Source organism: Rhodosalinus sediminis (assembly GCF_003385555.1).
GTDB classification, from domain to species: Bacteria; Pseudomonadota; Alphaproteobacteria; order Rhodobacterales; family Rhodobacteraceae; genus Rhodosalinus; species Rhodosalinus sediminis.
Genome location: NZ_QOHR01000013.1, coordinates 1 through 24,219, shown reverse-complemented (window position 1 = coordinate 24,219; position 24,219 = coordinate 1). Strand labels below are relative to the sequence as shown.

Here is a 24,219-nt window from a genome sequence, read left to right as displayed (position 1 = left end):
AAAGGGGCGCGCAAAGTCGTGCGGGTTATAGTTGAGCACGGTCGCGGCGCAAGGGGCCGGCGCGTGCCGTCGCGGCCGGTTGATCTGTGTCAAGCAAAAGTGACAACCGCTATGCGAGTGTCGCTCCCAACGAGGGAGTAAGACCATGCGCATTCTGTTCGTCCATCCCAACTACCGCTCCGGCGGCGCGGAGATCGCGGGCAACTGGCCGCCCGCATGGGTCGCCTACCTCACGGGCAGCCTGCGGGAGGCGGGGTTCGACGACATCCACTTCGTCGACGCGATGACGAACGACCTCTCCGACGAGGAGGTCGCGGCGCGGATCGAGGCGATCCGGCCCGACGCCATCGGCGTCACCGCCATCACGCCCTCGATCTACAAGGCCGAGGAGATCCTCAAGATCGCCGAGGAGAAGGCGCCGCAGGCGGTGCGCATCCTCGGCGGCATCCACGCCACCTTCATGTACAAGCAGGTGCTCTCCGAGGCGCCCTGGGTGGACGTGATCGTGCGCGGCGAGGGCGAGGAGATCGTCACCGAGCTGATGCTCGCCATCGAGGACGGCCGCTGGCCCGACGACCGCTACAAGATCAAGGGCCTCGCCTTCCGCGACGGCGAGCAGATCGTGGCGACCGAGGCCGCGCCGACGGTCAAGAACCTCGAGGGAATCAAGCCCGACTGGTCGATTCTCGAGTGGGAGAAATACATCTACATCCCGCTCAACACGCGCGTCGCCATCCCCAACATGGCGCGCGGCTGCCCCTTCACCTGTTCCTTCTGCTCGCAGTGGAAATTCTGGCGCGACTACCGCGTGCGCGAGCCCAAGGCGGTGGTGGACGAGATCGAGGATCTCGTCGAGAACCACGGCGTCGGCTTCTTCATCCTCGCCGACGAGGAACCCACCATCAACCGCAAGAAGTTCGTCGAGTTCTGCCAGGAGCTCATCGACCGCGACCTGCCGCGCCGCGTGCAGTGGGGCATCAACACCCGCGTCACCGACATCTACCGCGACCGCGAGCTCCTGTCCTTCTACCGCGAGGCCGGGCTGGTGCACGTCTCGCTCGGGACCGAGGCGGCGGCGCAGATGAAGCTCGACCAGTTCAACAAGGAAACCAAGGTCGAGGAGAACAAGCAGGCCATCAAGCTCCTGCGCGACGCCGACATCTTCGTGGAGGCGCAGTTCATCGTCGGGCTCGACAACGAGACCGAGGAGACGCTGGAAGAGACTTACCGCATGGCGTGGGACTGGCAGCCGGACCTCGCCAACTGGGCGATGTACACGCCATGGCCCTTCACGCCGCTCTTCCAGGAGCTCAAGGACCAGGTCGAGATCTACGACTTCTCCAAGTACAACTTCGTCACGCCCATCATGAAGCCCGCGGCGATGGAGCGCGGCGAGCTTCTGAACGGCGTGATGAAGAACTACCGCCGCTTCTACATGCAGAAGGCGCTCTTCCATTATCCGTGGCGGGGCACGGGCTACCGCCGGCGCTACCTGCTCGGCTGCCTCAAGGCCTTCCTGAAGGCGGGCTTCGCGCGGACCTTCTACGATCTCGGCAAGGCCGGCTACTGGGGGCCGCAGTCCAAGGACAAGGTGGATTTCCACTTCGACGAGACGCGCCAGATCGCCGAGGCGCAGATGGAGGACTGGGAGGCCGCCGCCGACCGCGCCGCGCGCGCCAAGGAACGCCGCGAGGCCGTGCGCGCGCAGATGAAGGACCGCGCCGAGGTGCGGCGCGAAAGCTTCAAGATGCCCAACGGCGCCGAGGTGAAGGCCTGCGGCGGGGGCACCGAACAGATGGAGGATGCGTGACATGGCGGCCGTCATGGAAGACTTCAGCCGATACGAGACCGCGCAGCCCGTGCAGCCGGCGCTGATCGGGCCGAACGCCATCCTGCAGCTCGACCCGCTCCTGCGCGCCGCGGGGCTCGACCGGGCGGTCTACGAGGCCGCCGACCTCGACGTGCTGCCCGACGGCGAGAGCATGATCGACGAGGCGCCGGTGGCGCGGGTGCATCAGGCGCTGCGGCGGCTCGCGCCCGACATGGCCGAGGGGCTCTCCTACGAGGCGGGCGTGATGACCGGGCGCTACATCCTGACGCACCGCATCCCGCAGACGGCGCAGTCGATGCTCCTGTCGCTGCCCTGGCGGCTGTCGGCGCGGCTGCTGGCGCGGGCGATCGCGGCCAACGCCTGGACCTTCGCGGGCTCGGGCGAGTTCCGCGTGCTCTCGCCCTTCTCGTTCGAGCTCAGGGACAACCCGATCGTCCGCGGTGAGCGCGCGGACCACGCCCTCTGCCACTGGCATTGCGGCGTGTTCACGACGCTCTACGCCGCGCTCGTGCACCCGAAGATGCGCTGCATCGAGACCGAGTGCGGCGCGACGGGCTATCCCGCCTGCCGCTTCGAGCTGGTGCGCGACGCTTGAAACGACTGGGCGCTATTCCCCCGCCTCGAGCTGCCGCGGGGCGGCCACGGGCGGGTTATAGAGATACTCGCGCGTCGCCGGGATGGTGTCCTGTCGGCGCGTGAGCTGCATCTGAAAGACGCCCTGCCGCGTGGAGTCGAAGGCCGCCTCGCAGGCCACGAGGTAAAAGCGCCACATGCGCACGAACCGCTCGTCGTTGAGCGCGCGCACCTTGTCGAGATTGGCCTCGAACCGCGCGCGCCAGTGCTCGAGCGTGCGGGCATAGTGAAAGGTGCCCTGCAACACCTCGAAATCGGTGCCGTGCAGCCCCGATGTCTCGATCGCGGGGGCGAGTTCCGACAGGGATGGCACATAGCCGCCCGGAAAGATGTACTTGTTGAACCAGGGCATCTGCGCCGTCGGTTCCTCCATCCGCCCGATCGTGTGAATGAGCGCGATGCCGTCCTCGGTCAGAAGTTCGGCCACCTTGTCGAAATAGGTCTGATACTGCGGCACGCCCACGTGCTCGAGCATGCCGACGCTGACGATCCGGTCGAAGGTCTCGTCGAGCTTGCGATAGTCGAGCAGCCGAAACTCCACCCGCTTCGACAGGCCCGCCGCCTCGGCCCGCGCCCGGGCCCGCTCGAGCTGATTCTCGCTCAGCGTCACGCCGACGACCCGCGCGCCGAAATCGCGCGCCAGCGTGATCGCCATGCCGCCCCAGCCGCAGCCGATGTCGAGCACGCGGTCGCCCTCGCGGATCATCAGCTTCTGCGCGATGTGGGCCTTCTTGGCCTCCTGCGCCTCCTCGAGCGTCATGTCCGGCCGCGCGAAATAGGCGCAGGAATACTGCCAGTCCTCGTCGAGGAAGAGCGCGTAGAGATCGTCGCTCAGGTCGTAGTGGTGGGCCACGTTCTGCCGCGCGGTGAGCGGCGTGTTCTTCATCGCCCAGCGCCGCAACAGGAAGCGCATCCGGTCGATGCCGCGGATCCAGGGCGGGAACTGCCCGGCGTTGCGGTTGACGATCAGCAGCGCGAGCAGGTCGTAGAGCGCGTCCGGCGCGACCTCGATCGTGCCGTCCATGTAGCCCTCGCCCAGCGCGAGCTCGGGATTCGTGCAGAGCCGGCGATAGATGCCCGGATCGGTGAAGCGCGCCTCCGCTTCGAGCCCCCCGCCGGGGCCGTAGCTTCGGCGCTGCCCGTCCGGGTCGGTGATGGTGAGCCGACCGCGGACGATGAGCCGGCGCACCATGCTGTCGAAGACACGTTCCCACATGACATACCCCCTCGTGTTCCGGAGCCGAACGCCCGGAGGCGCACGACGGTTCGACCTGCCTCCCGCCGAAAAGTATTACATGAGATTCGCATTTCCTCAAATGACGGCGACCGCCCGCCCTTGACTTCCGACCCCCTGCCGAGTGTATCGGCGCCGGATCGCTGACCCGGAGGGCAAGAATGCACGCCTATCGCACCCACACCTGCGCCGACCTCGACACCTCGGCCGTCGGCGAGACCGTGCGCCTGTCGGGCTGGGTCCATCGCGTCCGCGACCACGGCGGCGTGCTCTTCATCGACCTGCGCGACCACTACGGCGTGACGCAGGTGCTCTGCGACCCCGACAGCCCGGTGTTTTCCGAGGTGGAGGCCGTGCGTTCCGAGTGGTGCATCCGCATCGACGGGGTGGTGAAGGCGCGCGACCCGTCGCTGATCAACCCCAAGCTCCCCACCGGCGAGATCGAGGTCTACATCCGCGACATGGAGGTGCTCGGCCGCGCGCAGGAGCTGCCGCTCATGGTCTTCGGTGATCAGGAATACCCCGAGGAGACGCGCCTGCGCTATCGCTACCTCGACCTGCGCCGCGAGGAGATGCAGCGCAACATGACGCTGCGCGCCGACGTGATCGCCTCGATCCGGCGGCGCATGTGGGACATAGGCTTCCGCGAGTATCAGACGCCGATCATCACCGCCTCGTCCCCCGAGGGCGCGCGCGACTTCCTCGTGCCCTCGCGGCTGCATCCGGGGAAGTTCTACGCGCTGCCGCAGGCGCCGCAGCAGTTCAAGCAGCTGCTGATGGTCTCGGGCTTCGACAAGTATTTCCAGATCGCGCCCTGCTTCCGCGACGAGGACCCGCGCGCCGACCGCTCGCCCACCGATTTCTACCAGCTCGACATGGAGATGAGCTTCGTCAGCCAGCAGGAGGTGTTCGACACCATCCAGCCGGTGCTCGAGGGGCTCTTCGAGGAGTTCGGGCAGGGCCGCACCGTGGACAAGCACTGGCCGCAGATTCCCTACCGCGACGCGATGCGCTGGTACGGCACCGACAAGCCCGACCTGCGCAACCCGATCCGCATGGACGTGGTGAGCGAGCACTTCGCGGGCTCCGGCTTCAAGATCTTCGCCGAGCTCCTGGAGCAGCCGGGCACCGAGGTGCGCGCCATCCCCGCGCCGGACGGCGGCTCGCGCAAGTTCTGCGACCGCATGAACAAGTTCGCGCAGGAGCAGGGCCTGCCGGGGATGGGCTACATCTTCTGGCGCGACGGCGAGAGCGGCGTGGAGGCCGCCGGCCCGCTCGCCAAGAACATCGGCCCCGAGCGGACCGAGGCGATCCGGCAGCAACTCGGCCTCGGCAAGGGCGACGCGGCCTTCTTCCTCGGCGGGCGGCCGAAGGACTTCGAGGGCGTGGCCTCCCGCGCGCGCGACGTCATCGGGCGCGAGCTCGGCCACCTCGACGAGGGGCGCTTCGCCTTCGCCTGGATCGTGGATTTCCCGATCTACGAGAAGGACCCCGAGACCGGCGCGATCGACTTTGAGCACAACCCCTTCTCCATGCCGCAGGGGGGGATGGAGGCGCTCGAGGGCGACCCGCTCGAGGTCAAGGGCTGGCAGTACGACCTGACCTGCAACGGCTACGAGGTCGTCTCGGGCGCGATCCGCAACCATCGGCCGGACCTGATGCTCAAGGCCTTCGAGATCGCGGGCTATTCGGAGGACGAGGTGCGCCGCCGCTTCGGCGGGCTCTTCACCGCCTTCCACTACGGCGCGCCCCCGCACGGCGGCTGCGCGGCGGGCATCGACCGGCTGGTGATGCTGCTCGCCGACGAGATCAACATCCGCGAGGTCATCCCCTTCCCGATGAACCAGCGCGCCGAGGACCTGATGATGAGCGCGCCGTCGGAGCCCTCGGTCGAGCAGCTCATGGAACTCGGCCTCCGGGTGATCCCCAAGGAGTGAGCCGGCGGGCGCGCGCCCGCCGCCCCCGATCCACGGCCGGTCCCGCCACGGGGCCGGCCGTTTTCATGCGCGGTGCGGACCGTGACCCCTGAATCACGTTCGGCGGCTGCCCGTGCGAATTTTTCCAGAGCCGCACGTTCGGGGCGCAGGGATGCCTTGTTTCCGTCACGAGGCACATCTAAAGGTGGCAATTGGAGTGCCCGCATTGCGGGCATGACCGGAAAAACCGATTTATTACAAGCATCAACGGAGCAAAACGCGCCTCACTTCAGGACGGCCGTCGTCTCCATGGCCAGCGCCCTCGCTCTCGCCGCCTGCTCGAGCAGCGACAGCAACGGGGGCCTGACGACGCCGGATATGCCTGCGGAGACCGCGAACTCGGGGGGAGACGATAGCGCGCTGATCACCGCTGTCAAAGATGACGCGGCCGGTAGCGCTGAAACGGTAGACAGCGGTCTATTCGACGGTGACCTCGACACCCACTTTGCCGCTATCGACAACGCGCCTGATACTGCTGCGGCACCGGCTGACCTGACCGGCGACGCCAGTTACGCCGGAAGCCTTGAAGTCGGAGAGGATCTGAACCGCATCATGGCCGACGTTGAGATGAACGTCGATTTCGATGATGCCGGCCTGACTGGAGAACTCGCCAATTTCCGTGAGTTGGACGACAATGGGCAACCGCAAGACTTGGACATCACCGCTAACCTGACAGGTACGGTGGATGACTCCCGCCTGACGGCGAGCTTTCAGGAACAGTTCGACACTGGAGACGGCACGATCGCCGCGAGTGGTCTTCTCGAGGGCGTTTTCGTCGGCGACGGCAGCGAGGTTCTGGGCGAGGCGCGCATCACCTCGGAAGGTGGTGGCGAGCGGGAGACCCTCGACGGCACTTTCCACGCGACGGAACAGACGACGCCGTAAGCACGACCCCTTCCACCCTCCGCGGCGGCGCTTTCGGGCGCCGCCGTCTTTTTGCCGCCTCGCCCGTCCTGCATCCCCATCACCTCCGTTTGCCCATGCTGCGCCTGTCGCTCGCCGCTCTTTTCGTCTGCTTTCAGCTTCTGCACCCGGCGGCGGCCGCCGATCCGGCGCGCGGCGCGTCGGTCGACGCCGAAGCCTGGGCGCGCGGGATCGCGGCGGTGCGCGCCGGGGCGCCGGCGGAGGCGGTTCCCCATCTGGAGCGCGCCGTCAGCTCGGCGCCGGACCACGCCGGGCTGCGGCTCGACCTCGGGGTCGCACATTTCCTCGCCGACAATGACCGCAAGGCGCGCTTTCACATCGACGCCGCGCTTTCGGGGCGGTTGTCGGACGATGCGGAGCGGCTGGCGCGCCGCCTTCTGGCGCGGCTCGACCGGCGGCGCGTGTGGCGCACGCGCCTGCGTTTCGCCATCGTGCCGCAGAGCAACGCCGCGCAGCGCAGCGACCTGCGCGAGATCCGGATCGGCAACCTCGTGTTGACGCCCAACGAGACCGACGAACCGGGCACCGCGCTCTCCTACGGCGTCTCGGTGACCTACACGCCGCGTTTCGAGGACGGCTGGCGCGGCCGTCTGCGCCTCGGCCTTTCCGGCGAGGTCTATGAAAACGACGACTGGAACGAGACGAGCGCCGCGCTGGAGGCCGGGCTCACCCGCAAACGCGGCGACCGCCGGATCGGGGGCGGCGTCCTCGCGCGGGAGCATTATCTCGCCGGAGAGCGGTTCTCCTACGACCGCGGGCTCTACGCCACATACCGGGACCGCCTGTCGCGCCGCACGCGGGTGTCGGCGCGCGTGGAGGCCGGCGCGCGCGAGGCGCCGGATCGCCCCGAGCGCGACGCCGGCTTCGGCTCGGTCAGCGTCACGCTGCGCCATGCGCCGAGCCCGCGCTGGCTGTTGAGCGGCGGGGTCTCCGCCTCGCGGATCGACGCGCGGTCGGAGGCGGAAAGCCGCCGCATCGCCGGGCTGACCCTCGGCGTGACGCGCGCCTTCGACGGCGGCTGGGTCGCCTCGCTCGATGCCCGGCTGAGCCGGGAGCGGCGCGACGGCCCCGCCCCGGTGTTCGGCGAGCGCCGGGACGAGACCACGCGCGCCCTCGGCCTCCGCCTGCTGAACCGGGATCTGACGTGGCGCGGCGCGACGCCCGTTCTGAAGCTCGAGTACGAGGAGCGCGCGGCGAACATCGCCTATTTCGGCTATGACAACACCTCCGTCTCCGTCGGCCTGACGCGCAGCTTCTGAGCGGGCGTCAGATCGCGGCCCGCTCGTCCAGCCGCGCCTGCACGAGGCCCGCGACGCGGGCGAGGGGCGTGCCGGCGGGGCGGCCGCGGCGCTGCGCCTCGGCCAGCGCGCGGGTCGCCTGCGACAGCGGGGCGTCGCCCGCGCTCTGCGCCACGCCGTCGAGGAATTGCACGAGATAGGCGAGCGAGGCTTCCTCCATCTCGCCGCCGATGATCTCGGCGGCATGGGCGAGGTCGTCGCGGTAGAGCGCCGGGTCGGGCCGGAGTTCGTGCGCCGGCGCCTCGTCGTAGGCGTCGCGCGCGCGGTCGGGCAGGCACTCCAGCACCGTGGACTGGAACGCGGCGAGGGAGGCGACGGGTTTTTCGAGGAAATCGTCGGCGCCGGCCGCCGCGGCCTCCCCCGCGCGGGCGGGGTCGCCGCTGATCCCGAGGATCACCGGAATGCGCGGCCGCGCCCGCGCCGCCTCGGCGATGAGGGCGGCGCCGGTGCCGTCCGGCAGGCCGAGGTGCACGAGCAGCACGACGGGGCGATAAACCGAGAGATGCCGCCGCGCTGTGCGCAAGCTGTCGGCCCGGCGGATGCGCGCGCCCGACTTCAGGCAGAGGAGCCGCATCGCCTCCGAGGCGTAGCGGCTGTCCTCCACCACGAGGATCGTCAGGCCGCGGAAGGGCCGCGCGGCGGTGGGCAGCGGGGCGGCGGCGAAGGGGGCGATCTCGTCCATCTCGGGCTCCTTTCGGTTGGCGCCTCTCACTCTCCGGGCAAGAGGGTGAAGGCGGGGTTAACCACGCCGCGGCGCGCCGTGCGGCGTGCTGCCCCTTGCGGGAGGCGGCCCGCGCGGCGCATAACCCGGGCGACCGAGCCGAGGAGAGCCCGCCCATGATCGGACGCCTGAACCACGTCGCCATCGCCGTGCCAGACCTCGAGGCCGCGGCCGCGCAGTATCGCGGCGCGCTGGGCGCCAGCGTCGGCGCCCCGCAGGCGGAGCCCGACCACGGCGTCACGGTCGTCTTCATCGAGCTCCCGAACACCAAGATCGAGCTTCTGCATCCCCTCGGGGACGACAGCCCGATCGCCGGCTTCCTCGAGAAGAACCCGGCGGGCGGCATCCACCACGTCTGCTACGAGGTGGAGGACATCCGCGCCGCCGCCGCGCGCCTGTCGGAGAGCGGCGCGCGCGTGCTCGGCGACGGGGAGCCCAAGATCGGCGCCCACGGCAAGCCGGTGCTCTTCCTGCACCCGAAGGATTTCAACGGCTGCCTCATCGAACTCGAAGAGGTCTGAGCGGCTCAGCGCCGGAAGGGAACGCCCATGTCCATCGCCTCCGCCGTCGTGCTCTTCGCCGTGATCTGGTTCCTCGTGTTCCTGACGGCGCTGCCCATCCGCCTGCGCACGCAGGGCGACGTGGGCAAGGTGCTCGAGGGCACCTCCGCCGGCGCGCCGGAGCATCATCACCTGAAGCGCAAGGCCGCGATCTCGACGCTGATCGCCGTCCTCCTCTGGGGGGCGGTGGTGGCCGTGATCCTCTCGGGCGCGATCACCGTGCGCGACATCGACATGTTCGGCCGGATGGGGCCCGACGCGTCGCTCGTCGAGTGAGGCTCAGCCGCGCCGCTCGAGCGCGTGGAAGATGTGCGTGTAGGTCGCCGCACCGAGGATCGGCACGATCAGGTTGAGCACCGGCACCGTCAGCGGCAGCGCCATCAGCACCCCCGCCGCCCAGATCGTCGGCAGGTGCCTGCGCCGCAGCCGCGCGGCCTCGGCCCGGCCCACCCGGCGCATGGCGACGACGGTGAAATACTCCCGCCCGAGCAGCAGCCCGTTCACCGCGTAGAAGACGGGCAGCCCCCCGATCGGAAAGACGAGCGTCAGGGCGAGCGCCACGGCGTTCGCCCCGATCAGCAGGCCGAGCGCCGACGCCCCGTCGCGCAGCCCGTCGAGGAGCGAGACCTCGCCCGCCGGCGGCAGCGCGGGGTAGTGCCGCGCCTCCACCGCGCCCGCGACCTCCTCGAGGAAGATCGAGACGAAGGCCGCCGCCACCGGCACCATCAGAAAGACCGAGAGCGCGATCATCAGAGCGAGGAACGCCCACGACAGGACATCGTCCACCCAGGCGACCTCGCCCAGAAGGGGCAGCGCGACCGTGTCCCCGACGAGCGCGCCCACCCCCCAGACCAGAAGTGCCGTCAGCCCCGCCAGCAGCCCCAGCGTCAGCGCCAGCCCGCGCCAGAGCACCGCGCGGAAGCGCCGGTCGCCGAGCTGTCCGAGCGCCCTGGCGAAGGCCGACAGGATCACTCCGAGAGCCACGTCACGATCCCGTCGAGATCGGGGCGTGGGCGCTCGGGCGGCGCGGCGCTTTCGGTGCCGATGTGGATGAAGCCCGCGACGCGTTCGTTTTCGGCGAGGCCGAGCGCCGCCTCGGCGAAGGGGCGGTCGTGCGCCAGCCAGCCGGTCAGCCAGTTCGCCCCCCAGCCCGCGGCGAGCGCGGCGTTCAGGAGCGAGAGCGCGGCGGCGCCCGCGGAATAGGTCATCTCGAGGCCCGGGATCTTGTCGGAGGGCTTCTGCACCTCGATCACGGCGACGGCGAGCGGGCTCTGTTCGAACTGCTGCGCGGCCTTGGAGATGCCGGCGTCGTCATGGCCCTCCGCGATCGCGCGCTCCCGCGCGAGATGGGCGAGCCGGGCGAGCGCGCGCGGCTCCAGCACGACGAAGCGCCACGGCTCGAGCTTGCCGTGATCGGGCACGCGCGCGGCGGCGGCGAGCAGGCGGCGCAGCTCGTCCGCAGTGGGCGCGGGGGCGCCGAGGGTCTTGGCCGGGCGCGAGCGGCGCGTCAGCAGGAAGTCGAGCGCGGCGGGATTGGGCTCTGGCATCGCGGTCTCCGTCTCGGGGCGCGCGCCCTATCTCGGCCGCGGCGGGGCGCGATGCAAGGGCGGCGCGCGTTAACCGTCTGTTCATCCGAATCCTGTTCGATCGGCGCCATGACCCGGACCGCCTTCGCCGAAGCCGCCCTGCCGCTCTTCGACACCGACGAGGCGGAGGCGGCGCCGCCGCCCGCCGGCGGCCGCACGCCGAGCTACCTGCGCGACCACCGCGCGCGGCTGCGCGAGCGCTTCCTCGCCGGCGGGGCGGAGGCGATGCCGGATTACGAACTGCTGGAGCTCGTGCTGTTCCGCGCGATCCCGCGCCGCGACGTGAAGCCGCTCGCCCGCGCGCTGATCGACCGCTTCGGCGATTTCAACGCCGTGCTCTCCGCGCCGGCCGAGCGGCTGACCGAGACGGAGGGCGTGGGGCCGGCCGTCGTCTGCGAGCTCAAGATCGTGGAGGCGGCGGCGCACCGCCTCTCGCGCTCGCGGGTGCTGCGCCGGCAGGTGGTCTCGAGTTGGCAGGCGCTGATCGACTACTGCCACACCACGATGGCGCACCGCGAGACGGAGCAGTTCCGCGTGCTCTACCTCGACCGGAAGAACGTGCTGATCGCCGACGAGGAGCAGGCGCGCGGCACGGTGGATCACGTGCCCGTCTACCCCCGCGAGGTGGTCAAGCGCGCGCTGGAACTGAACGCCTCGGCGCTCATCCTCGTGCACAATCACCCCTCTGGCGATCCCACGCCGTCGGAGGCCGACATCGCCATGACCGAGCAGATCCGCCGCGCGGCCGAGGCGCTGTCGATCACGCTGCACGACCACCTCGTGATCGGCCGCGCGCAGGAGCTCAGCTTCCGCGCCGAGGGGCTTCTCTAGGGCGCTCGGTGGCCCTGACGGGCCGTCTCGCGCGCGCGGGCGACGCGTTGGGGCCGCCGCGGGCCGGGGCGCGCCCGAGCCGCGCCGGGCGCGAGGGGGGGGCGACGCGGCACGGGGGGCCAGCCCCCCCGTCCGGCTGCGCCGGACTCCCCCCGTGATATTTGAACCAAGAAGAAGGTTGTGGCGACGCGTGGCGGCCGGGGTCCGTGCGGTGGGCCCCGGCCGCGGCGTGTGTCAGAGCCGCTCGAGACTCAGCGCCGCCGCGGGCAGGGTCACGCCCGAGCCGGGCACGCCGAGCCGCGCCGGGCGCGAGGGGGGCGACGCGGCACGGGGGGCCAGCCCCCCGTCCGGCTGCGCCGGACTCCCCCCGGGATATTTGGACCAAGAAGAAGGTCGTGGCGACGCGGTGCGGCCGGGGCCCGTGCGATCGGCCCCGGCCGCGGCGCGCGTCAGAGGCGCTCGAGCGCGAGCGCGATGCCCTGCCCGCCGCCGATGCACATGGTCACCAGCGCGTAGCGGCCGCCGATGCGCTCGAGCTCGTGCAGCGCCTTGATGGTGATGATCGCGCCGGTGGCGCCGATGGGATGGCCGAGGGCGATGGCGCCGCCGTTGGGGTTCACCTTGTCCGGGTCGAGGCCGAGCGCGTCGGAGACCGCGAGCGCCTGCGCGGCGAAGGCCTCGTTCGATTCGATTACGTCGAAGTCCCCGACGGAGAGGCCCGTCCGCTCGAGCAGGGAGCGCACCGCCGGGACCGGGCCGATCCCCATGACCTCGGGGCGGACGCCGGCGTGCGCGTAGCCGAGGAGCCGCGCCCGCGGCGTGAGCCCCGCGGCCTTCGCCGCCTCGGCGCGCGCGAGCACCAGCGCCGCGGCGCCGTCGTTGATCCCGCTGGCGTTGCCCGGCGTGACCGTGCCCTCCTTGGCGAAGGCGGGTTTGAGCGCGGCGAGCCCCTCGGCGGTGGTGGAGGGCTTCGGGTGCTCGTCGGTCGTGACCTGCCGCGTCTCGCGCTTCACCTGCACCTCGACGGGCACGATCTGTTCGTCGAAGCGGCCCTCTTCGATGGCGCGGGCGGCGCGGCGCTGGCTTTCCAGCGCGAAGGCGTCCTGCGCGGCGCGGCTCACGCCCTGTTCGGTCGCCACGTTCTCGGCGGTGACGCCCATGTGGCCGGTGCCGAAGGGGCAGTTGAGCGCGCCGAGCATCATGTCGCGGGTCTTCACGTCGCCCATCTTCGCGCCGAAGCGCTGCTCGGGCACGATGTAGGGGGCGCGGCTCATGTTTTCGGCCCCGCCCGCGAGGCCGAAATCCGCGTCGCCCAGCGCCAGCGCCTGCATCACCGAGACGATCGCCTGCGCGCCCGAGCCGCAGAGGCGGTTCACGTTCATCGCCGGCACCGTCTCGGGGACGCCCGCCTCCATCGCCGCGACGCGGGAGAGGTACATGTCCCGCGGCTCGGTGTTGATGACGTGGCCGAAGGCGATGTGGCCCACCTGCTCGCCCGCGACGCCCGCGCGCTCGAGCGCGGCCGCGGCCGCCGTGGCGCCGAGGGTGATCGGGGGCACGCCGGCGAGGGCGCCGCCGAAGGTGCCGATGGCGGTGCGCGCGCCGCTCAGGATGACGATGTCGTTCATGCCGTGTCTCTCTCCCGCGAATCCGTCGCGGCGACCCTAGCCCGCCGCGCGTGATGCGTCACGCTGTCCCGGCGTCAGCCGGTCGGCCCCCGGTCGTCCCAGACGGCGAAGAGGGAGCGCTCGCCCAGACGGTCGAGCCGGGCGAGCACCGCGGCGAGCGCCACGGCGTCGCCGGCCGCCGCGCAGGCGCAGGCGTCGCGCGCGGCGCGCGCGAGCGTCTCCATGCCGAGCTGGTCCGCGATCGCGGCCATGCCGCGCGCCGTCTTGTGCAGGGCGTCATGATCCCCGGCCGCCTGCGCCTCGCCGAGCCGCGCGAGGCGCAGGGCGAGCTCTTCCAGCGCGCGGGTCACCACGACCTCCCCGGCCTCGGGGCCGAGTTCCGCGAAAAGGCGTCTCAGGCGCTCATGGTTCAGCCGCGCGGGTTCCTCCCGCGTCAGCGCGATCGGTCGCTCCGCCACCGTGCTCACCCCGTCGTCGCGCCCCCACGGCGGCGCAGTCTGGGTGCGCACCCTTTCCGGCGGGTTTCCGGCGCCGGGCGGTTCGCCGAAAATACGAGACGAAATCGCCCGGTCGCGCGGGCTCAGCCCTTCTTCAGGCAGCGGGTCCCGAGCGTCTCGGCGATCTGCACGGCGTTGAGCGCCGCGCCCTTGCGCAGGTTGTCGGAGACGCACCAGAGGTTCAGGCCGTTGTCGATGGTCGAATCCTGCCGGATTCGGCTGATGAAGGTGGCGAAATCGCCCACGCATTCGACCGGCGTGATGTAGCCGCCGTCCTCGCGCTTGTCGACGACCATGAGGCCCGGCGCGGCGCGCAGGATGTCGCGCGCCTCGTCCTCGTCGAGATGCTCCTCGAACTCGAGGTTGATCGCCTCGGCGTGGCCGACGAAGACCGGCACGCGCACGCAGGTGGCCGTGACCTTGATCGCGGCGTCCACGATCTTCTTGGTCTCGGCGACCATCTTCCACTCCTCCTTGGTGGAGCCGTCCTCCATGAAGGTGTCGATGTGCGGGATCACGTTGAAGGCGATCTGCTTCTGGAACTTCTTCGGCTCGATCTCCTCGGTCGGGTTGTAGATGGCCTTCGTCTGGTCCCAGAGCTCGTCCATCCCCTCCTTCCCGGCGCCGGAGACGGACTGATAGGTGGAGACGACGACCCGCCTGATCGTCGCGCGGTCGTGCAGCGGCTTGAGCGCGACGACCATCTGCGCGGTCGAGCAGTTGGGGTTGGCGATGATGTTCTTCTTCGCATACCCCTCGACCGCCTCGGCGTTCACCTCCGGCACGACGAGCGGCACGTCCGGGTCGTAGCGGTAGAGCGAGGAGTTGTCGATCACCACGCAGCCGGCCTTCGCGGCCTTGGGCGCGTAGGTCTTGGTGGCGTCCGAGCCGATCGCGAAGAGCGCGATATCCCAGCCGGTGAAGTCGAAGGCCTCGAGGTCCTGCGTCCTGAGCGTCTGCTCGCCGAAGCTCACCTCGGTGCCGAGCGAGCGGCGGCTGGCGAGCGCCGCGATCTCGTCCACCGGAAACTCGCGCTCGGCGAGGATGTTCAGCATCTCGCGGCCCACGTTGCCCGTGGCGCCCACGACGGCGAGTTTGTAGCCCATGGTCCTCGGCTCCTCGTGTTCTGCGCTGCGGCACGGCCGCAGGGTCCGCGTGTCTTACACCAAGGGCGCAGGCGGCGAAAGGGCGGCTCAGTCGAGCCGGTCGCGCACGAAGAGGTAGGGGATCAGTCCCACGATCAGCAGCGCGCCGAACAGGAGAAAGACCGCGGCGTAGGGCGCGACCGCGCTGTCGGCGCCCGCGGCGACGCCCGCGTGCAGCCGGCCGGTCACCATCTGCATCAGCCCGACGCCGCCGATGCTGAAGAGGTTCATCAGCGTCACGCCCCGCCCGGCGAGGTGCATCGGCACGTTGGCCCGCGCATGCGCCATCATCAGCGGATAACCCATGCCGAAGAAGCCCACCGCGGCGAAGAGCGCGAGCGCCGTCCAGTAGCCGGCCAGCGGCGCGGCCCAGAGCGCGAGGCAGGCCGCCGCCCCGAGGAGCGTGCCGCCCGCGACCACCCATTTGCGCGTGCCGAGCCAGCGGTCGAGCGGGCCGTAGGCGAAGGTCCCGGCGATCATGGCGAGCCCCATGATCAGGGTCGCGGTGCCCGCGGTCGTCGCCTGCACCTCCGCCATGTAGGGGCCGATCCAGAGCCCGCGCAGCCCCGCCGCCGGCGCGTAATGCACCAGCATCAGGGGCATGATCAGCCAGAGCGCCGGGATGCGCAGCACGTCGAGCAGGCTGCCCTTGGCGCCGCCCTCGAGGGCCGGCGGGTCCTGCACGAAGGCGACCATCGCCAGCGCGAGCGCCCCGGTCACGCCGCCCAGCGCGAAGAGCGTCGCGCGCCAGCCCACGGCCTCGACCAGAAGCTCGAGGGGCACGGTGCTCGCCAGGTTGCCGATCGAGCCGACGCCGATCATCACCGCGCCGAGCGTGGCGAAGGCCGAGGCGGGAAAGCTCCGCGCGAAGATGAAGTAGCTCCCCATCAGCACGGGCGCGCAGCCCACGCCGATCAGCGCCATCGCCGCCGAAACATGCGCCGGCGTCTGCGCCAGCCCGAAGAGGACCGCGCCGCCCGCGCCGCCGATCAGGAAGAGCGTCGAGGCCGTGCGCCGCGGCCCCAGCCGGTCGAGCGCCCAGCCCACGGGCACCTGCATCGCCGCGAAGGCGAGGAACCAGAGCCCCGAGGCCTGCGCGAGGTCGTCCGGCGTCGCCCCGAGGTCGCGGGCCAGCGGATCGGCGAGAACGGCGAGGAAGGCCCGGAAGAACTGACTGAAGACATACGCCAGTCCGAGAAGCACCAATCCGAGCCGCATGTCCTGTCCCTCCTCCCGTGAGCCGCGGAGGGGTCGCACGGTCCGCGGGTGGCCGCAAGCGCGCGATCGTGCGCGCCCTGTCCATCCGCGCGGGCGTTGCGTCGGCGCGGAAACCTGCCCACACTGGGCCGCGTTGGCGCCGTGACGCACGACAGGCACGGCCCGCCCGTTGCCGGAGGACAGGCCCCGATGACGCTCGACATGGTCTCCCGCTGGACGCCCACGCACGCCGAGTTCGCGGAATTCGCCCGCATCACCGGCGACGACAACCCGATCCACCTCGACGACGGCGTCTACGCCATCGGCGGCTTCCCGCGCCCCGTGGCGCCGGGCATGCTGCTCTACGCGCGGCTCTGGGCGATGCTGCGCGAGGCGCGGCCGATGGCGCGGCCCGAGCTTCACATGCTCGTCTTTCCCAACCCCTGCTACGCCGGCGAGGAGGTGCGCCTCGAGGTCCGGCAGGAGGCCGACGGCGCGCCGATCGTCCTGCGCGCGGTGCGCGCGATCGACGAGAGCGAGCTGATGATCGGCGAACTGGAGGTGCAGTGATGGAGATCGGCGCGAGCGCCCAGCTCACCCGCAGCTTCACCCGCGAGGATGCGGCGGACCTCGCCCGGCTCGCCGGCACGGTCGTGCGCGACAACGTCCCCGAGCCGCTCATCGGCGGGCTGATCGCCTGCCTCCTCGGCACCAAGCTGCCGGGGCACGGCACCAACTGGCTGAAGCAGGACCTTCAGTTTCTCGAGGCGGTGCCGCTCGGCACCGAGCTCACCGCGCGGGTGGAGGTCACGCGGGTGCGGCCGGAGAAGGACCTCGTGGATCTCTGGGCCAGCGTGCGCACGGCCGACGGCACGCTCGTCTGCGAGGGGCGGACGCTGGTGCGCGCCCGCGGGCGCTGAGCGTGCGGGGGTGGCGGGCGGCGGCCGGCCCGCGTAAGACGGCGCCATGAGCGCGAAGGATCAGCCCGTCTACACCCTCCTCGTGGAGGCCGGCCGCAAGCCCGGCGACGGCCTGCCCGAGGGCGCGACCGGCGCGGCGCTTCTCTGCTACGCCGGCGGCGTGGACGAGGCCGAGGCGGTGCGCGAGACGGTGGCGATCCTCAAGCAGGCGGGGCTTTCGGTGCTCGACGTAGAGGGCCACGGCACGCCCGAGGAGCGCCGCGCGCAGGGCCACGAGATCGACGAAGAGGAAGCGGGCCTCATGGCGCGCGCGGCGGAGGAGAACGCGGTGATCGTCGCGCAGGTCACGCCCTTCTTCGACGAGGACGCGCCGGACTGAGCGCCGCCGCCCCGGGGAGTGCCACCCATGCCCACCGATCCCGTCGCGCTGACCGCCGACCTGATCCGCTGCCCCTCGGTCACGCCCGAGGAGGGCGGCGCGCTCGCGCTGCTCTCCGAGCGGCTCTCGGCCGCGGGCTTCGACTGCCGCCGCGCCGACCGCGGGGGCGTCGCCAATCTCTTCGCCCGCTGGGGGCCGAAGGATGCCGCGCGGCGCTTCGGCTTCAACGGGCACACGGACGTGGTGCCCGTGGGCGACGCGGCGACCTGGAGCGTGCCGCCCTTCGGTGCGGCGCGGCGCGACGGCGCGCTCTGGGGGCGCGGCGCGACCGACATGAAATCCGGCGTCGCCGCCTTCGCCGCCGCGGCGATCGACCTCGTGACCGAGACCCCGCCCGAGGACGGCGCCGTGATCCTCGCCATCACCGGCGACGAGGAGGGGCCGGCCGTGGACGGCACCGCGGCGCTCCTCGACTGGATGGAGGCGCAGGGCGAATCGATGTCGGTCTGCCTCGTGGGCGAACCCACGAGCCGGGAGCGGCTGGGCGACACGATCAAGATCGGGCGGCGCGGCTCGCTCTCGGCCTTCTTCACGGTGACCGGCGTGCAGGGCCACGCCGCCTATCCGCACCGCGCGGTGAACCCGCTGCCGGCGATGGCGCGGCTGATGGATCGGCTCGCCTCGGCCACGCTCGACGCGGGCACCGACCATTTCGATCCCTCGACGCTCGCCGTGGTGACCATCGACACCGGCAACCCGGCGACCAACGTGATCCCGGCCGCCTGCAGGGCCACGGTCAACATCCGCTTCAACGACCGCCACACCGGCGCGAGCCTGATCCGCTGGCTCGAGGCCGAGGCGGCGGAGGTCGCGCAGGCCTTCGGCGTCGGCGTGGAGATGGAGACGAAGCTCTCGGGCGAGGCCTTCCTGACGCCGCCGGGGCCGCTCTCGGAGCTGGTGGCGGCGGCGGTGACGGCCGAGACGGGGCTTGCGCCCGAGCTTTCGACCGGCGGCGGGACGTCGGACGCGCGCTTCGTCAAGGATCACTGCCCCGTGGTCGAGTTCGGCCTGACCGGGCGCACGATGCATCAGGTGGACGAGCATGTGCCCGTGGCCGAGGTCGAGGCGCTCTCGCGCATATACGCCCGCCTCCTGCGCGCCTATTTCGCGTGACGCGCTGAGGGAGATTTTTCGTACGAAAAATCTCCGTTCCATGCGGCCCGGGCCGGGCGAATTTTCGTACGAAAATTCGCAGCCCCCGGCGCGGGGCCGCTTTTCGCGGTGACGCGCCCGGCGCCGCGTGCTAGGCGGCGCACATGGCGGATCTGCCCACCAAGGACGACATCCTGCGCTGGATCGAGGACAACCCGACCCTCGCCTCCAAGCGTGACATCGCCAAGGCCTTCGGGCTCAGGGGCGCCGACCGGGTCGAGCTCAAGCGGCTCCTGAAGGAACTCGAGGACGAGGGCCACCTCGAGAAGCGCAAGAAGACCTACCGCGACCCCGAGCGCCTGCCGCCCGTCACCGTGCTGGAGGTCGCCGGCCCCGACGACGCGGGCGATCTCTTCGCCCGCCCGCTCGAGTGGCACGGCGAGGGCGTGGAGCCCCGCGTGCTCGTGGTGCCGCGCGCCTCCGACCCGGCGCTGGGCGCGGGGGACCGCATCCTCGCCAAGCTCGCGCCGGTCAGGGGCGAGGGCCACAACTACGAGGCGCGGCTCATCCGCCGCATCGGCGCGACGCCGCGCCGGGTGCTCGGCGTCTTCCGCAAGGACGCCGAGGGCGGGCGGATCGTGCCCATCGACAAGGGCGACGGCAAGGAGTGGACCGTCGCGCCCGACGCCATGCACGGCGCGAAGGACGGCGAGCTGGTGGAGGCCGAGCACGCCGGGCCCAAGGGCCGGATGGGCCGCCCGCGCGCGCGGGTGGTGGCGCGGCTCGGCGATCCCTCCGGGCCGAAGGCCGTCTCGCTCATCGCGATCCACCAGCACGGCATCCCGCACGACTTCCCCGAGGAGGTGCTGGAGGAGGCCGACCGCATGAAGCCCGCGGGCCTATCGGGGCGCGAGGACCTGCGCGACCTGCCGCTCGTCACCATCGACCCGGAGGACGCGCGCGACCACGACGACGCCGTCTGGGCGCATGCCGACGACGACCCGAAGAACCCGGGCGGGCACGTCGTCTGGGTCGCCATCGCGGATGTCGCGCAGTATGTCCGCCCCGGCTCGGCCCTCGACCGGGAGGCGCGCCGGCGCGGCAACTCCAGCTATTTCCCCGACCGGGTCGTGCCGATGCTGCCCGACCGGCTGTCGGGCGATCTCTGTTCGCTGCACGAGGGCGTGCCGCGCGCGGTGATCGCGGTGCGCATGCAGATCGACGCCGAGGGGCGGCGGATCGGGCATCGCTTCGTGCGCGGGCTGATGCGCTCGGCCGCCTCGCTCACCTACGCGCAGGCGCAGGCCGCCGAGGACGGCGCGCCGGACGCGCAGACCGCGCCGCTCGTCGCGGACGTGATCCATCCGCTCTTCGCCGCCTGGCGCGCGATGGTCGGCGCGCGGGAAGCGCGCCAGCCGCTCGAGCTGGAGCTGCCCGAGCGCAAGGTGGAGCTGTCCGAGGAGGGGCAGGTCGTCGCGGTCCGGTTCCGCGACCGGCTCGACGCGCACAAGCTCGTCGAGGAGTTCATGGTCGCCGCCAACGTCGCCGCCGCCGAGACGCTGACCGCGAAGAAGTCGCCGCTTCTCTTCCGGGTGCACGAGGAGCCGGACCCGATGAAGCTCGACGCGCTGCGCGAGACGGCGCAGGCGGCGGGCCTCACTCTCGCCAAGGGGCAGGTGCTGCACACCGAGCATCTGAACCGCCTTCTGGATCAGGCGGCGGGCTCGGACGAGGCGGAGCTCATCAACATGGCGACGCTCCGCGCGATGACGCAGGCCTATTACTCGCCCGCGAACCTCGGGCACTTCGGCCTCGCGCTGCAGTCCTACGCGCATTTCACCTCGCCGATCCGGCGCTACGCCGACCTGATCGTGCACCGCGCGCTGATCTCGGCGCACGGCTGGGGCGACGACGGCCTCTCGCGCGACGAGGTCGAGCGGCTGGAGCAGACCGCGACCCACATCTCCGAGACCGAGCGCCGCTCGATGGCGGCCGAGCGCGACACCACCGACCGCTACCTCGCCGCCTATCTCTCGGACCGCGTGGGCGCGGAGTTCGCCGGCCGGATCAGCGGCGTGGCGCGCTTCGGCGCCTTCGTGAAGCTCGACGAGACGGGCGCCGACGGGCTGATCCCGATGCGCAACATCGGGCGGGAATACTTCGTCTTCGACGCCAAGCGGCAGGAGTTGATGGGCGCGGACACGGGCACCGTCATCAAGCCGGGCCAGCGCGTCACGGTGCGCCTCGCCGAGGCGGCGCCGGTCACCGGGGGCGTCGCGCTGGAGCTTCTCGAGCTCGAGGACGAGCCGCTGCCCGGCCCCCGCCCCCGCGGCGGCGCGGGCGGGGCGCCGCGCCGCAAGGCGGCGCAGGCCAAGCGCAAGACCGCGAAGGCCAAGGACAAGGTCGAGCGCAAGGGCAAGGCCGCGCAGAGCGCGCGCAAGGTCACGCGCAAGCGGCGGTGAGCCGCCGGCGGGCGACGCCGGGCTTCCCCGACGGCCCGCGCTGCGGTAGCCTGTGCGAAAACCGTCCAACAGGTTCGAGCAGGCCCACGTCATGTTCCGTCACGTCGCCCCCCGCGCCGGTCGCCTCGCTCTCTGCGGGCTTCTCGCGCTCGCCCATGCCGCGCCCGCCGCGGCGGTGGAGCGGTCCCTCCGCCCCGAGCTTCGCCCCGATCCGGTCACCGCGCGCGCGCTGCCTGCCGTGGCGCGGCAGGCGGTGGTGACGGTGCCGGGCCGCTCGCTCCGCCCGCAGGCCCGGCCGGGCGCGCTGCCGCGCGAGGTGCGCGCGGTTCCGGCGCCCGCATCCGACCGGCAGGCGGCCTTCGAAAACTGGCTCGCGGGGTTCCGCGCCCGCGCGCGCGTCGAGGGCATCGCGCCGCGCGTGCTCGACGCGGCGCTCGGCGGGCTGCGCTACGACGCCTCGGTGATCGAGCGTGATCGCAACCAGTCGGAGTTCACGCGCACGCTCTGGGATTATCTCGACAGCGCGGTGTCCGAGAGCCGGGTCGCCAACGGCCGGGAGGCGCTCGCCGAGCATCGCGCGGCGCTCGACCGGATCGAGGCGCGCTACGGCGTCGAGAAGGAGGTCGTCGCGGCGATCTGGGGGCTCGAATCGGCCTACGGCGCCTTCCGGGGCGAGACCGCGGTGATCGAGGCGCTGGCGACGCTCGCCTTCGACGGCCGGCGCGGCGCCTTCTTCGAGGGCGAGCTGATCGCGGCGCTGAAGATCCTGCAGTCGGGCGACACCACGCCCGACCGCATGACCGGAAGCTGGGCGGGCGCGATGGGGCACACGCAGTTCATGCCGTCCTCCTATCTCGCCTACGCGGAGGATTTCACCGGCGACGGGCGGCGCGACATCTGGGGGAGCGATCCGACGGACGCGCTCGCCTCGGCCGCGGCTTATCTCGCGGCGCACGGCTGGACGCCGGGCCAGCCCTGGGGCGTGGAGGTGCGCCTGCCCGAGGGGTTCGACTATCGCCTCGCGGGGCGCGACGTGAAGAAGCGCCCCTCGGACTGGGCGCGGCTCGGCGTGCGCGACATGGACGGGCGCGCGGTGCCCGACCACGGGCGCGCCTCGCTCCTGCTGCCGGCGGGCGCGCGGGGGGCGGCCTTCCTCGTCTTCGACAACTTCGACGTGATCGAGCGCTACAACCCGGCCGACGCCTACGTGATCGCGGTGGGCCATCTGTCGGACCGGCTCGCCGGAGGGCCGCCGATCCGGGGTGACTGGCCGCGCGACGAGCGGGCGCTCACCTTCGACGAGCGCAAGGAGATGCAGCGCCGCCTGACCGCCGCGGGCTTCGACACGCGCGGCATCGACGGGCGGATCGGCCCGCGCACCATCGCCGCGGTGCGCGCGTGGCAGCGGGCGCAGGGGCTCACCCCTGACGGCTACGCGTCGCTCTCGGTCCTGAAGCGGCTGCGCTGACACCGCGCGCCGTCCCAAGATGACCATTGGGCGCGGGCGCCCGGGGCGCTATCTCCACGTCGTGCGGAGCGGACGGAGGACGCCATGGCCCATCGATGGAAAAACGACCTGACCGAGCGTGACGTGACGCCCGAGGGCGCGTGGCTCACGCGGCGCGGGCTGATGGCCGGCGCCGCGGGGGCGGGGCTCATGGCGCTCGCCGGGCGCGGGCAGGCGGCCGAAGGGCCCGAGGGCCTCGAGCCCAACACCTGGGAAGAGATCACCACCTACAACAACTTCTACGAGTTCGGCACCGACAAGGCCGACCCCGCCCGCCACGCAGACGCCATGACGATCGAGCCGTGGTCGGTGCGCATCGACGGGCTGGTGGAGCGGCCGGGCGACTACGCGCTCGAGGACATCCTCTCGCGGATGACGATCGAGGAACGCATCTACCGGTTCCGCTGCGTCGAGGCGTGGTCGCGGGTGGTGCCGTGGAACGGCTTCGAGCTCGCCGATCTACTGGAGGTGGCGGGCGTGCGCCCCGCGGCGCGCTACGTCGCATTCGAGACCTATCTCGACCGCTCCGAGATGCCGGGCACGCGGCTGCCGGTGCTCGACTGGCCCTACGTCGAGGGGCTGCGCCTCGACGAAGCGATGCATCCGCTGACGATCATGGCGACGGGCATCTACGGCCGCGACCTGCCGCCCCAGAACGGCGCGCCGCTGCGCCTCGTGGTGCCGTGGAAATACGGCTTCAAGTCGATCAAGTCGGTGGTGCGGATCACCCTGACCGAGAGCGAGCCGCCGACCGCCTGGAACAAGGCGAACCCGCGCGAGTACGGCTTCTACTCCAACGTGAACCCCGAGGTGGACCACCCCCGTTGGAGCCAGGCGACCGAGCGGCGCATCGGCGCCGGCATCTTCGCCTCGCGCGAGCCGACGCTCATGTTCAACGGCTACGCCGAGGAGGTGGCCGACCTCTACGCCGGCATGGACCTGACCGAGAACTTCTGATGCCCGCCGCGCAGGCGATCAGCGCCGCGGCGCGGCGGGTGCCGCTCTGGCTCGTCTGGAGCGCGGGGCTCGCGCCTGTTCCGTGGCTCATCTGGCAGGCGGCGACCGGCGGCCTCGGCGTAGAGCCGCTGGAGGCGCTCGAACATCGCCTAGGCGAGCTCGGGCTGCAGCTCCTGATCGCGTCGCTCGCGGTGACGCCGCTGCGCCGGCACCTCGGGGTGAACCTGATGCGCTTTCGCCGGGCGCTGGGGCTTCTGGCCTTCACCTACGTCGCGCTGCATCTCGCCGTCTGGCTGGCGCTCGACGTGCAGACCCTCGCGCGGGCGGGGGAGGACATCCTGAAGCGGCCCTACATCACCGTCGGCATGGCGGCCTTCGTGCTGCTGCTGCCGCTGGCGGCGACCTCGACGGACCGGGCGGTGCGCCGACTCGGGGCGCGGTGGCGGCAGCTTCACCGACTCGCCTATCCGGCCGCCGTGCTGGGCGGGCTGCATTACGTGTTGCTCGCCAAGGGGCTGCAGCTCGCGCCGCTGGCCTATCTCGCGGCGATTCTGGCGCTGCTCGCGGCTCGGCTGCGCTGGCCGGCCGCGCGGCGCGCGTGACCGCGACAGGGTCTTGCGCGGGGCTGGGGCCTCTGCACAACTTTGTGTCGCGTGGCGGCGCAAGCCCTGTGGATAACCCCGCCGATGCAGAAAATTGCAGCGAGGGCGAAATTTCCTCTTGCGGGGTCCGGTCGGTATCCGTAGAAGGCGCTTCACCGACGGCGGCGAGGCGCTGATCG

At 71.5% G+C, this 24,219-nt stretch carries 24 protein-coding genes; 16 read left to right on the top strand and 8 right to left on the bottom strand.

The features are described from left to right. Window positions 1-145 precede the first annotated feature (145 nt). Both bchE and bchJ read left to right on the top strand, forming a co-directional pair. On the top strand, window positions 146-1,810 hold the full coding sequence (gene bchE, locus DRV84_RS10145; RefSeq protein WP_115980041.1) for a magnesium-protoporphyrin IX monomethyl ester anaerobic oxidative cyclase: 1,665 nt from the start codon (window positions 146-148) through the stop codon (window positions 1,808-1,810). Window position 1,811: 1 nt separating this feature from the next. Then, the gene (gene bchJ / locus DRV84_RS10140; RefSeq protein ID WP_420541599.1) at window positions 1,812-2,426 is read left to right on the top strand and encodes a bacteriochlorophyll 4-vinyl reductase; all 615 of its coding nucleotides are present in this window, start codon (window positions 1,812-1,814) and stop codon (window positions 2,424-2,426) included. Between the two features lie 12 nt (window positions 2,427-2,438). Here the strand turns inward: bchJ and DRV84_RS10135 are convergent, their stop codons facing one another. Beyond that, window positions 2,439-3,680 carry an SAM-dependent methyltransferase gene (locus DRV84_RS10135; protein ID WP_115980039.1) on the bottom strand — a complete coding sequence of 414 codons (1,242 nt, stop codon included), beginning with the start codon at window positions 3,678-3,680 and terminating at the stop codon, window positions 2,439-2,441. 179 nt (window positions 3,681-3,859) lie between these two features. Here DRV84_RS10135 and aspS point away from each other — a divergent pair, with 179 nt between their 5' ends. From aspS to DRV84_RS10120, 3 genes are all read left to right on the top strand, one after another. Next, window positions 3,860-5,635 (top strand): aspartate--tRNA ligase, encoded by a 1,776-nt coding sequence (gene aspS, locus DRV84_RS10130; RefSeq protein WP_115980037.1) that lies wholly within the window; start codon window positions 3,860-3,862, stop codon window positions 5,633-5,635. Window positions 5,636-5,848: 213 nt separating this feature from the next. Further along, window positions 5,849-6,559, top strand: a complete 711-nt coding sequence (locus DRV84_RS10125) for a hypothetical protein (RefSeq protein ID WP_147298850.1) — start codon at window positions 5,849-5,851, stop codon at window positions 6,557-6,559. A gap of 95 nt (window positions 6,560-6,654) precedes the next feature. Continuing rightward, the gene (locus DRV84_RS10120) at window positions 6,655-7,857 is read left to right on the top strand and encodes a porin family protein (RefSeq protein WP_115980032.1); all 1,203 of its coding nucleotides are present in this window, start codon (window positions 6,655-6,657) and stop codon (window positions 7,855-7,857) included. A 7-nt stretch (window positions 7,858-7,864) separates the two neighbouring features. Here the strand turns inward: DRV84_RS10120 and DRV84_RS10115 are convergent, their stop codons facing one another. Beyond that, window positions 7,865-8,578, bottom strand: a complete 714-nt coding sequence (locus DRV84_RS10115; protein ID WP_115980030.1) for a response regulator — start codon at window positions 8,576-8,578, stop codon at window positions 7,865-7,867. Window positions 8,579-8,733: 155 nt separating this feature from the next. Between DRV84_RS10115 and mce the strand changes: the two genes are divergently transcribed. Together mce and DRV84_RS10105 are read left to right on the top strand one after the other, a co-directional pair. Beyond that, a complete protein-coding gene (mce, locus tag DRV84_RS10110; protein ID WP_115980028.1) occupies window positions 8,734-9,138 on the top strand; it encodes a methylmalonyl-CoA epimerase in 405 nt (134 codons plus the stop codon). 27 nt (window positions 9,139-9,165) lie between these two features. Beyond that, window positions 9,166-9,453, top strand: a complete 288-nt coding sequence (locus DRV84_RS10105) for a DUF1467 family protein (protein ID WP_115980025.1) — start codon at window positions 9,166-9,168, stop codon at window positions 9,451-9,453. Window positions 9,454-9,456: 3 nt separating this feature from the next. Here the strand turns inward: DRV84_RS10105 and DRV84_RS10100 are convergent, their stop codons facing one another. After that, the gene (locus DRV84_RS10100) at window positions 9,457-10,161 is read right to left on the bottom strand and encodes an EI24 domain-containing protein (RefSeq protein WP_115980022.1); all 705 of its coding nucleotides are present in this window, start codon (window positions 10,159-10,161) and stop codon (window positions 9,457-9,459) included. After that, a complete protein-coding gene (locus tag DRV84_RS10095) occupies window positions 10,146-10,724 on the bottom strand; it encodes a nitroreductase family protein (protein WP_115980020.1) in 579 nt (192 codons plus the stop codon). The genes DRV84_RS10100 and DRV84_RS10095 overlap by 16 nt, the downstream gene beginning before the upstream one ends. 108 nt (window positions 10,725-10,832) lie before the next feature. Here DRV84_RS10095 and radC point away from each other — a divergent pair, with 108 nt between their 5' ends. Further along, a complete protein-coding gene (gene radC / locus DRV84_RS10090) occupies window positions 10,833-11,594 on the top strand; it encodes a RadC family protein (protein ID WP_115980018.1) in 762 nt (253 codons plus the stop codon). A 449-nt stretch (window positions 11,595-12,043) separates the two neighbouring features. Here radC and DRV84_RS10085 read toward each other — a convergent pair whose 3' ends face one another. The 4 genes from DRV84_RS10085 to DRV84_RS10070 all read right to left on the bottom strand — a co-directional run bounded on the left by DRV84_RS10085 (window position 12,044) and on the right by DRV84_RS10070 (window position 16,082). After that, entirely contained in the window at window positions 12,044-13,222 is a 1,179-nt protein-coding gene (locus DRV84_RS10085) for an acetyl-CoA C-acyltransferase family protein (protein WP_115980015.1), read from the bottom strand. Between the two features lie 74 nt (window positions 13,223-13,296). After that, window positions 13,297-13,680 (bottom strand): hypothetical protein, encoded by a 384-nt coding sequence (locus DRV84_RS10080; protein WP_239995047.1) that lies wholly within the window; start codon window positions 13,678-13,680, stop codon window positions 13,297-13,299. 122 nt (window positions 13,681-13,802) lie between these two features. Continuing rightward, the gene (locus DRV84_RS10075) at window positions 13,803-14,825 is read right to left on the bottom strand and encodes an aspartate-semialdehyde dehydrogenase (RefSeq protein ID WP_115980012.1); all 1,023 of its coding nucleotides are present in this window, start codon (window positions 14,823-14,825) and stop codon (window positions 13,803-13,805) included. Window positions 14,826-14,912: 87 nt separating this feature from the next. Further along, entirely contained in the window at window positions 14,913-16,082 is a 1,170-nt protein-coding gene (locus tag DRV84_RS10070) for an MFS transporter (RefSeq protein WP_115980010.1), read from the bottom strand. A gap of 189 nt (window positions 16,083-16,271) precedes the next feature. On the opposite strand from DRV84_RS10070, the gene DRV84_RS10065 reads away from it, so the two are divergent. From DRV84_RS10065 to msrQ, 8 genes are all read left to right on the top strand, one after another. Then, window positions 16,272-16,631, top strand: a complete 360-nt coding sequence (locus DRV84_RS10065; RefSeq protein WP_115980008.1) for a MaoC family dehydratase — start codon at window positions 16,272-16,274, stop codon at window positions 16,629-16,631. Next, window positions 16,631-16,981 (top strand): hotdog family protein, encoded by a 351-nt coding sequence (locus DRV84_RS10060; protein WP_115980005.1) that lies wholly within the window; start codon window positions 16,631-16,633, stop codon window positions 16,979-16,981. The genes DRV84_RS10065 and DRV84_RS10060 overlap by 1 nt, the downstream gene beginning before the upstream one ends. Before the next feature lie 46 nt (window positions 16,982-17,027). Next, window positions 17,028-17,360 (top strand): hypothetical protein, encoded by a 333-nt coding sequence (locus DRV84_RS10055; RefSeq protein WP_115980002.1) that lies wholly within the window; start codon window positions 17,028-17,030, stop codon window positions 17,358-17,360. A gap of 27 nt (window positions 17,361-17,387) precedes the next feature. Then, on the top strand, window positions 17,388-18,533 hold the full coding sequence (gene dapE, locus DRV84_RS10050) for a succinyl-diaminopimelate desuccinylase (RefSeq protein ID WP_115979999.1): 1,146 nt from the start codon (window positions 17,388-17,390) through the stop codon (window positions 18,531-18,533). 143 nt (window positions 18,534-18,676) lie between these two features. Then, a complete protein-coding gene (gene rnr, locus DRV84_RS10045; RefSeq protein ID WP_115979997.1) occupies window positions 18,677-20,974 on the top strand; it encodes a ribonuclease R in 2,298 nt (765 codons plus the stop codon). 91 nt (window positions 20,975-21,065) lie between these two features. Continuing rightward, window positions 21,066-22,442, top strand: a complete 1,377-nt coding sequence (locus DRV84_RS10040; RefSeq protein WP_115979993.1) for a lytic murein transglycosylase — start codon at window positions 21,066-21,068, stop codon at window positions 22,440-22,442. A gap of 84 nt (window positions 22,443-22,526) precedes the next feature. Beyond that, window positions 22,527-23,438 carry a protein-methionine-sulfoxide reductase catalytic subunit MsrP gene (msrP, locus tag DRV84_RS10035; protein ID WP_115979991.1) on the top strand — a complete coding sequence of 304 codons (912 nt, stop codon included), beginning with the start codon at window positions 22,527-22,529 and terminating at the stop codon, window positions 23,436-23,438. Next, on the top strand, window positions 23,438-24,040 hold the full coding sequence (gene msrQ / locus DRV84_RS10030; RefSeq protein ID WP_115979989.1) for a protein-methionine-sulfoxide reductase heme-binding subunit MsrQ: 603 nt from the start codon (window positions 23,438-23,440) through the stop codon (window positions 24,038-24,040). Before msrP ends, msrQ begins: the two co-directional genes overlap by 1 nt. Window positions 24,041-24,219 lie beyond the last annotated feature (179 nt).

Coding starts and splice junctions, on each gene's coding strand:
- bchE (WP_115980041.1), top strand. CDS start 146: ATGCGCATTCTGTTCGTCCATCCCAACTACCGCTCCGGCGGCGCGGAG.
- bchJ (WP_420541599.1), top strand. CDS start 1,812: ATGGCGGCCGTCATGGAAGACTTCAGCCGATACGAGACCGCGCAGCCC.
- DRV84_RS10135 (WP_115980039.1), bottom strand. CDS start 3,680: ATGTGGGAACGTGTCTTCGACAGCATGGTGCGCCGGCTCATCGTCCGC.
- aspS (WP_115980037.1), top strand. CDS start 3,860: ATGCACGCCTATCGCACCCACACCTGCGCCGACCTCGACACCTCGGCC.
- DRV84_RS10125 (WP_147298850.1), top strand. CDS start 5,849: ATGACCGGAAAAACCGATTTATTACAAGCATCAACGGAGCAAAACGCG.
- DRV84_RS10120 (WP_115980032.1), top strand. CDS start 6,655: ATGCTGCGCCTGTCGCTCGCCGCTCTTTTCGTCTGCTTTCAGCTTCTG.
- DRV84_RS10115 (WP_115980030.1), bottom strand. CDS start 8,578: ATGGACGAGATCGCCCCCTTCGCCGCCGCCCCGCTGCCCACCGCCGCG.
- mce (WP_115980028.1), top strand. CDS start 8,734: ATGATCGGACGCCTGAACCACGTCGCCATCGCCGTGCCAGACCTCGAG.
- DRV84_RS10105 (WP_115980025.1), top strand. CDS start 9,166: ATGTCCATCGCCTCCGCCGTCGTGCTCTTCGCCGTGATCTGGTTCCTC.
- DRV84_RS10095 (WP_115980020.1), bottom strand. CDS start 10,724: ATGCCAGAGCCCAATCCCGCCGCGCTCGACTTCCTGCTGACGCGCCGC.
- radC (WP_115980018.1), top strand. CDS start 10,833: ATGACCCGGACCGCCTTCGCCGAAGCCGCCCTGCCGCTCTTCGACACC.
- DRV84_RS10085 (WP_115980015.1), bottom strand. CDS start 13,222: ATGAACGACATCGTCATCCTGAGCGGCGCGCGCACCGCCATCGGCACC.
- DRV84_RS10075 (WP_115980012.1), bottom strand. CDS start 14,825: ATGGGCTACAAACTCGCCGTCGTGGGCGCCACGGGCAACGTGGGCCGC.
- DRV84_RS10070 (WP_115980010.1), bottom strand. CDS start 16,082: ATGCGGCTCGGATTGGTGCTTCTCGGACTGGCGTATGTCTTCAGTCAG.
- DRV84_RS10065 (WP_115980008.1), top strand. CDS start 16,272: ATGACGCTCGACATGGTCTCCCGCTGGACGCCCACGCACGCCGAGTTC.
- DRV84_RS10060 (WP_115980005.1), top strand. CDS start 16,631: ATGGAGATCGGCGCGAGCGCCCAGCTCACCCGCAGCTTCACCCGCGAG.
- DRV84_RS10055 (WP_115980002.1), top strand. CDS start 17,028: ATGAGCGCGAAGGATCAGCCCGTCTACACCCTCCTCGTGGAGGCCGGC.
- dapE (WP_115979999.1), top strand. CDS start 17,388: ATGCCCACCGATCCCGTCGCGCTGACCGCCGACCTGATCCGCTGCCCC.
- rnr (WP_115979997.1), top strand. CDS start 18,677: ATGGCGGATCTGCCCACCAAGGACGACATCCTGCGCTGGATCGAGGAC.
- DRV84_RS10040 (WP_115979993.1), top strand. CDS start 21,066: ATGTTCCGTCACGTCGCCCCCCGCGCCGGTCGCCTCGCTCTCTGCGGG.
- msrP (WP_115979991.1), top strand. CDS start 22,527: ATGGCCCATCGATGGAAAAACGACCTGACCGAGCGTGACGTGACGCCC.
- msrQ (WP_115979989.1), top strand. CDS start 23,438: ATGCCCGCCGCGCAGGCGATCAGCGCCGCGGCGCGGCGGGTGCCGCTC.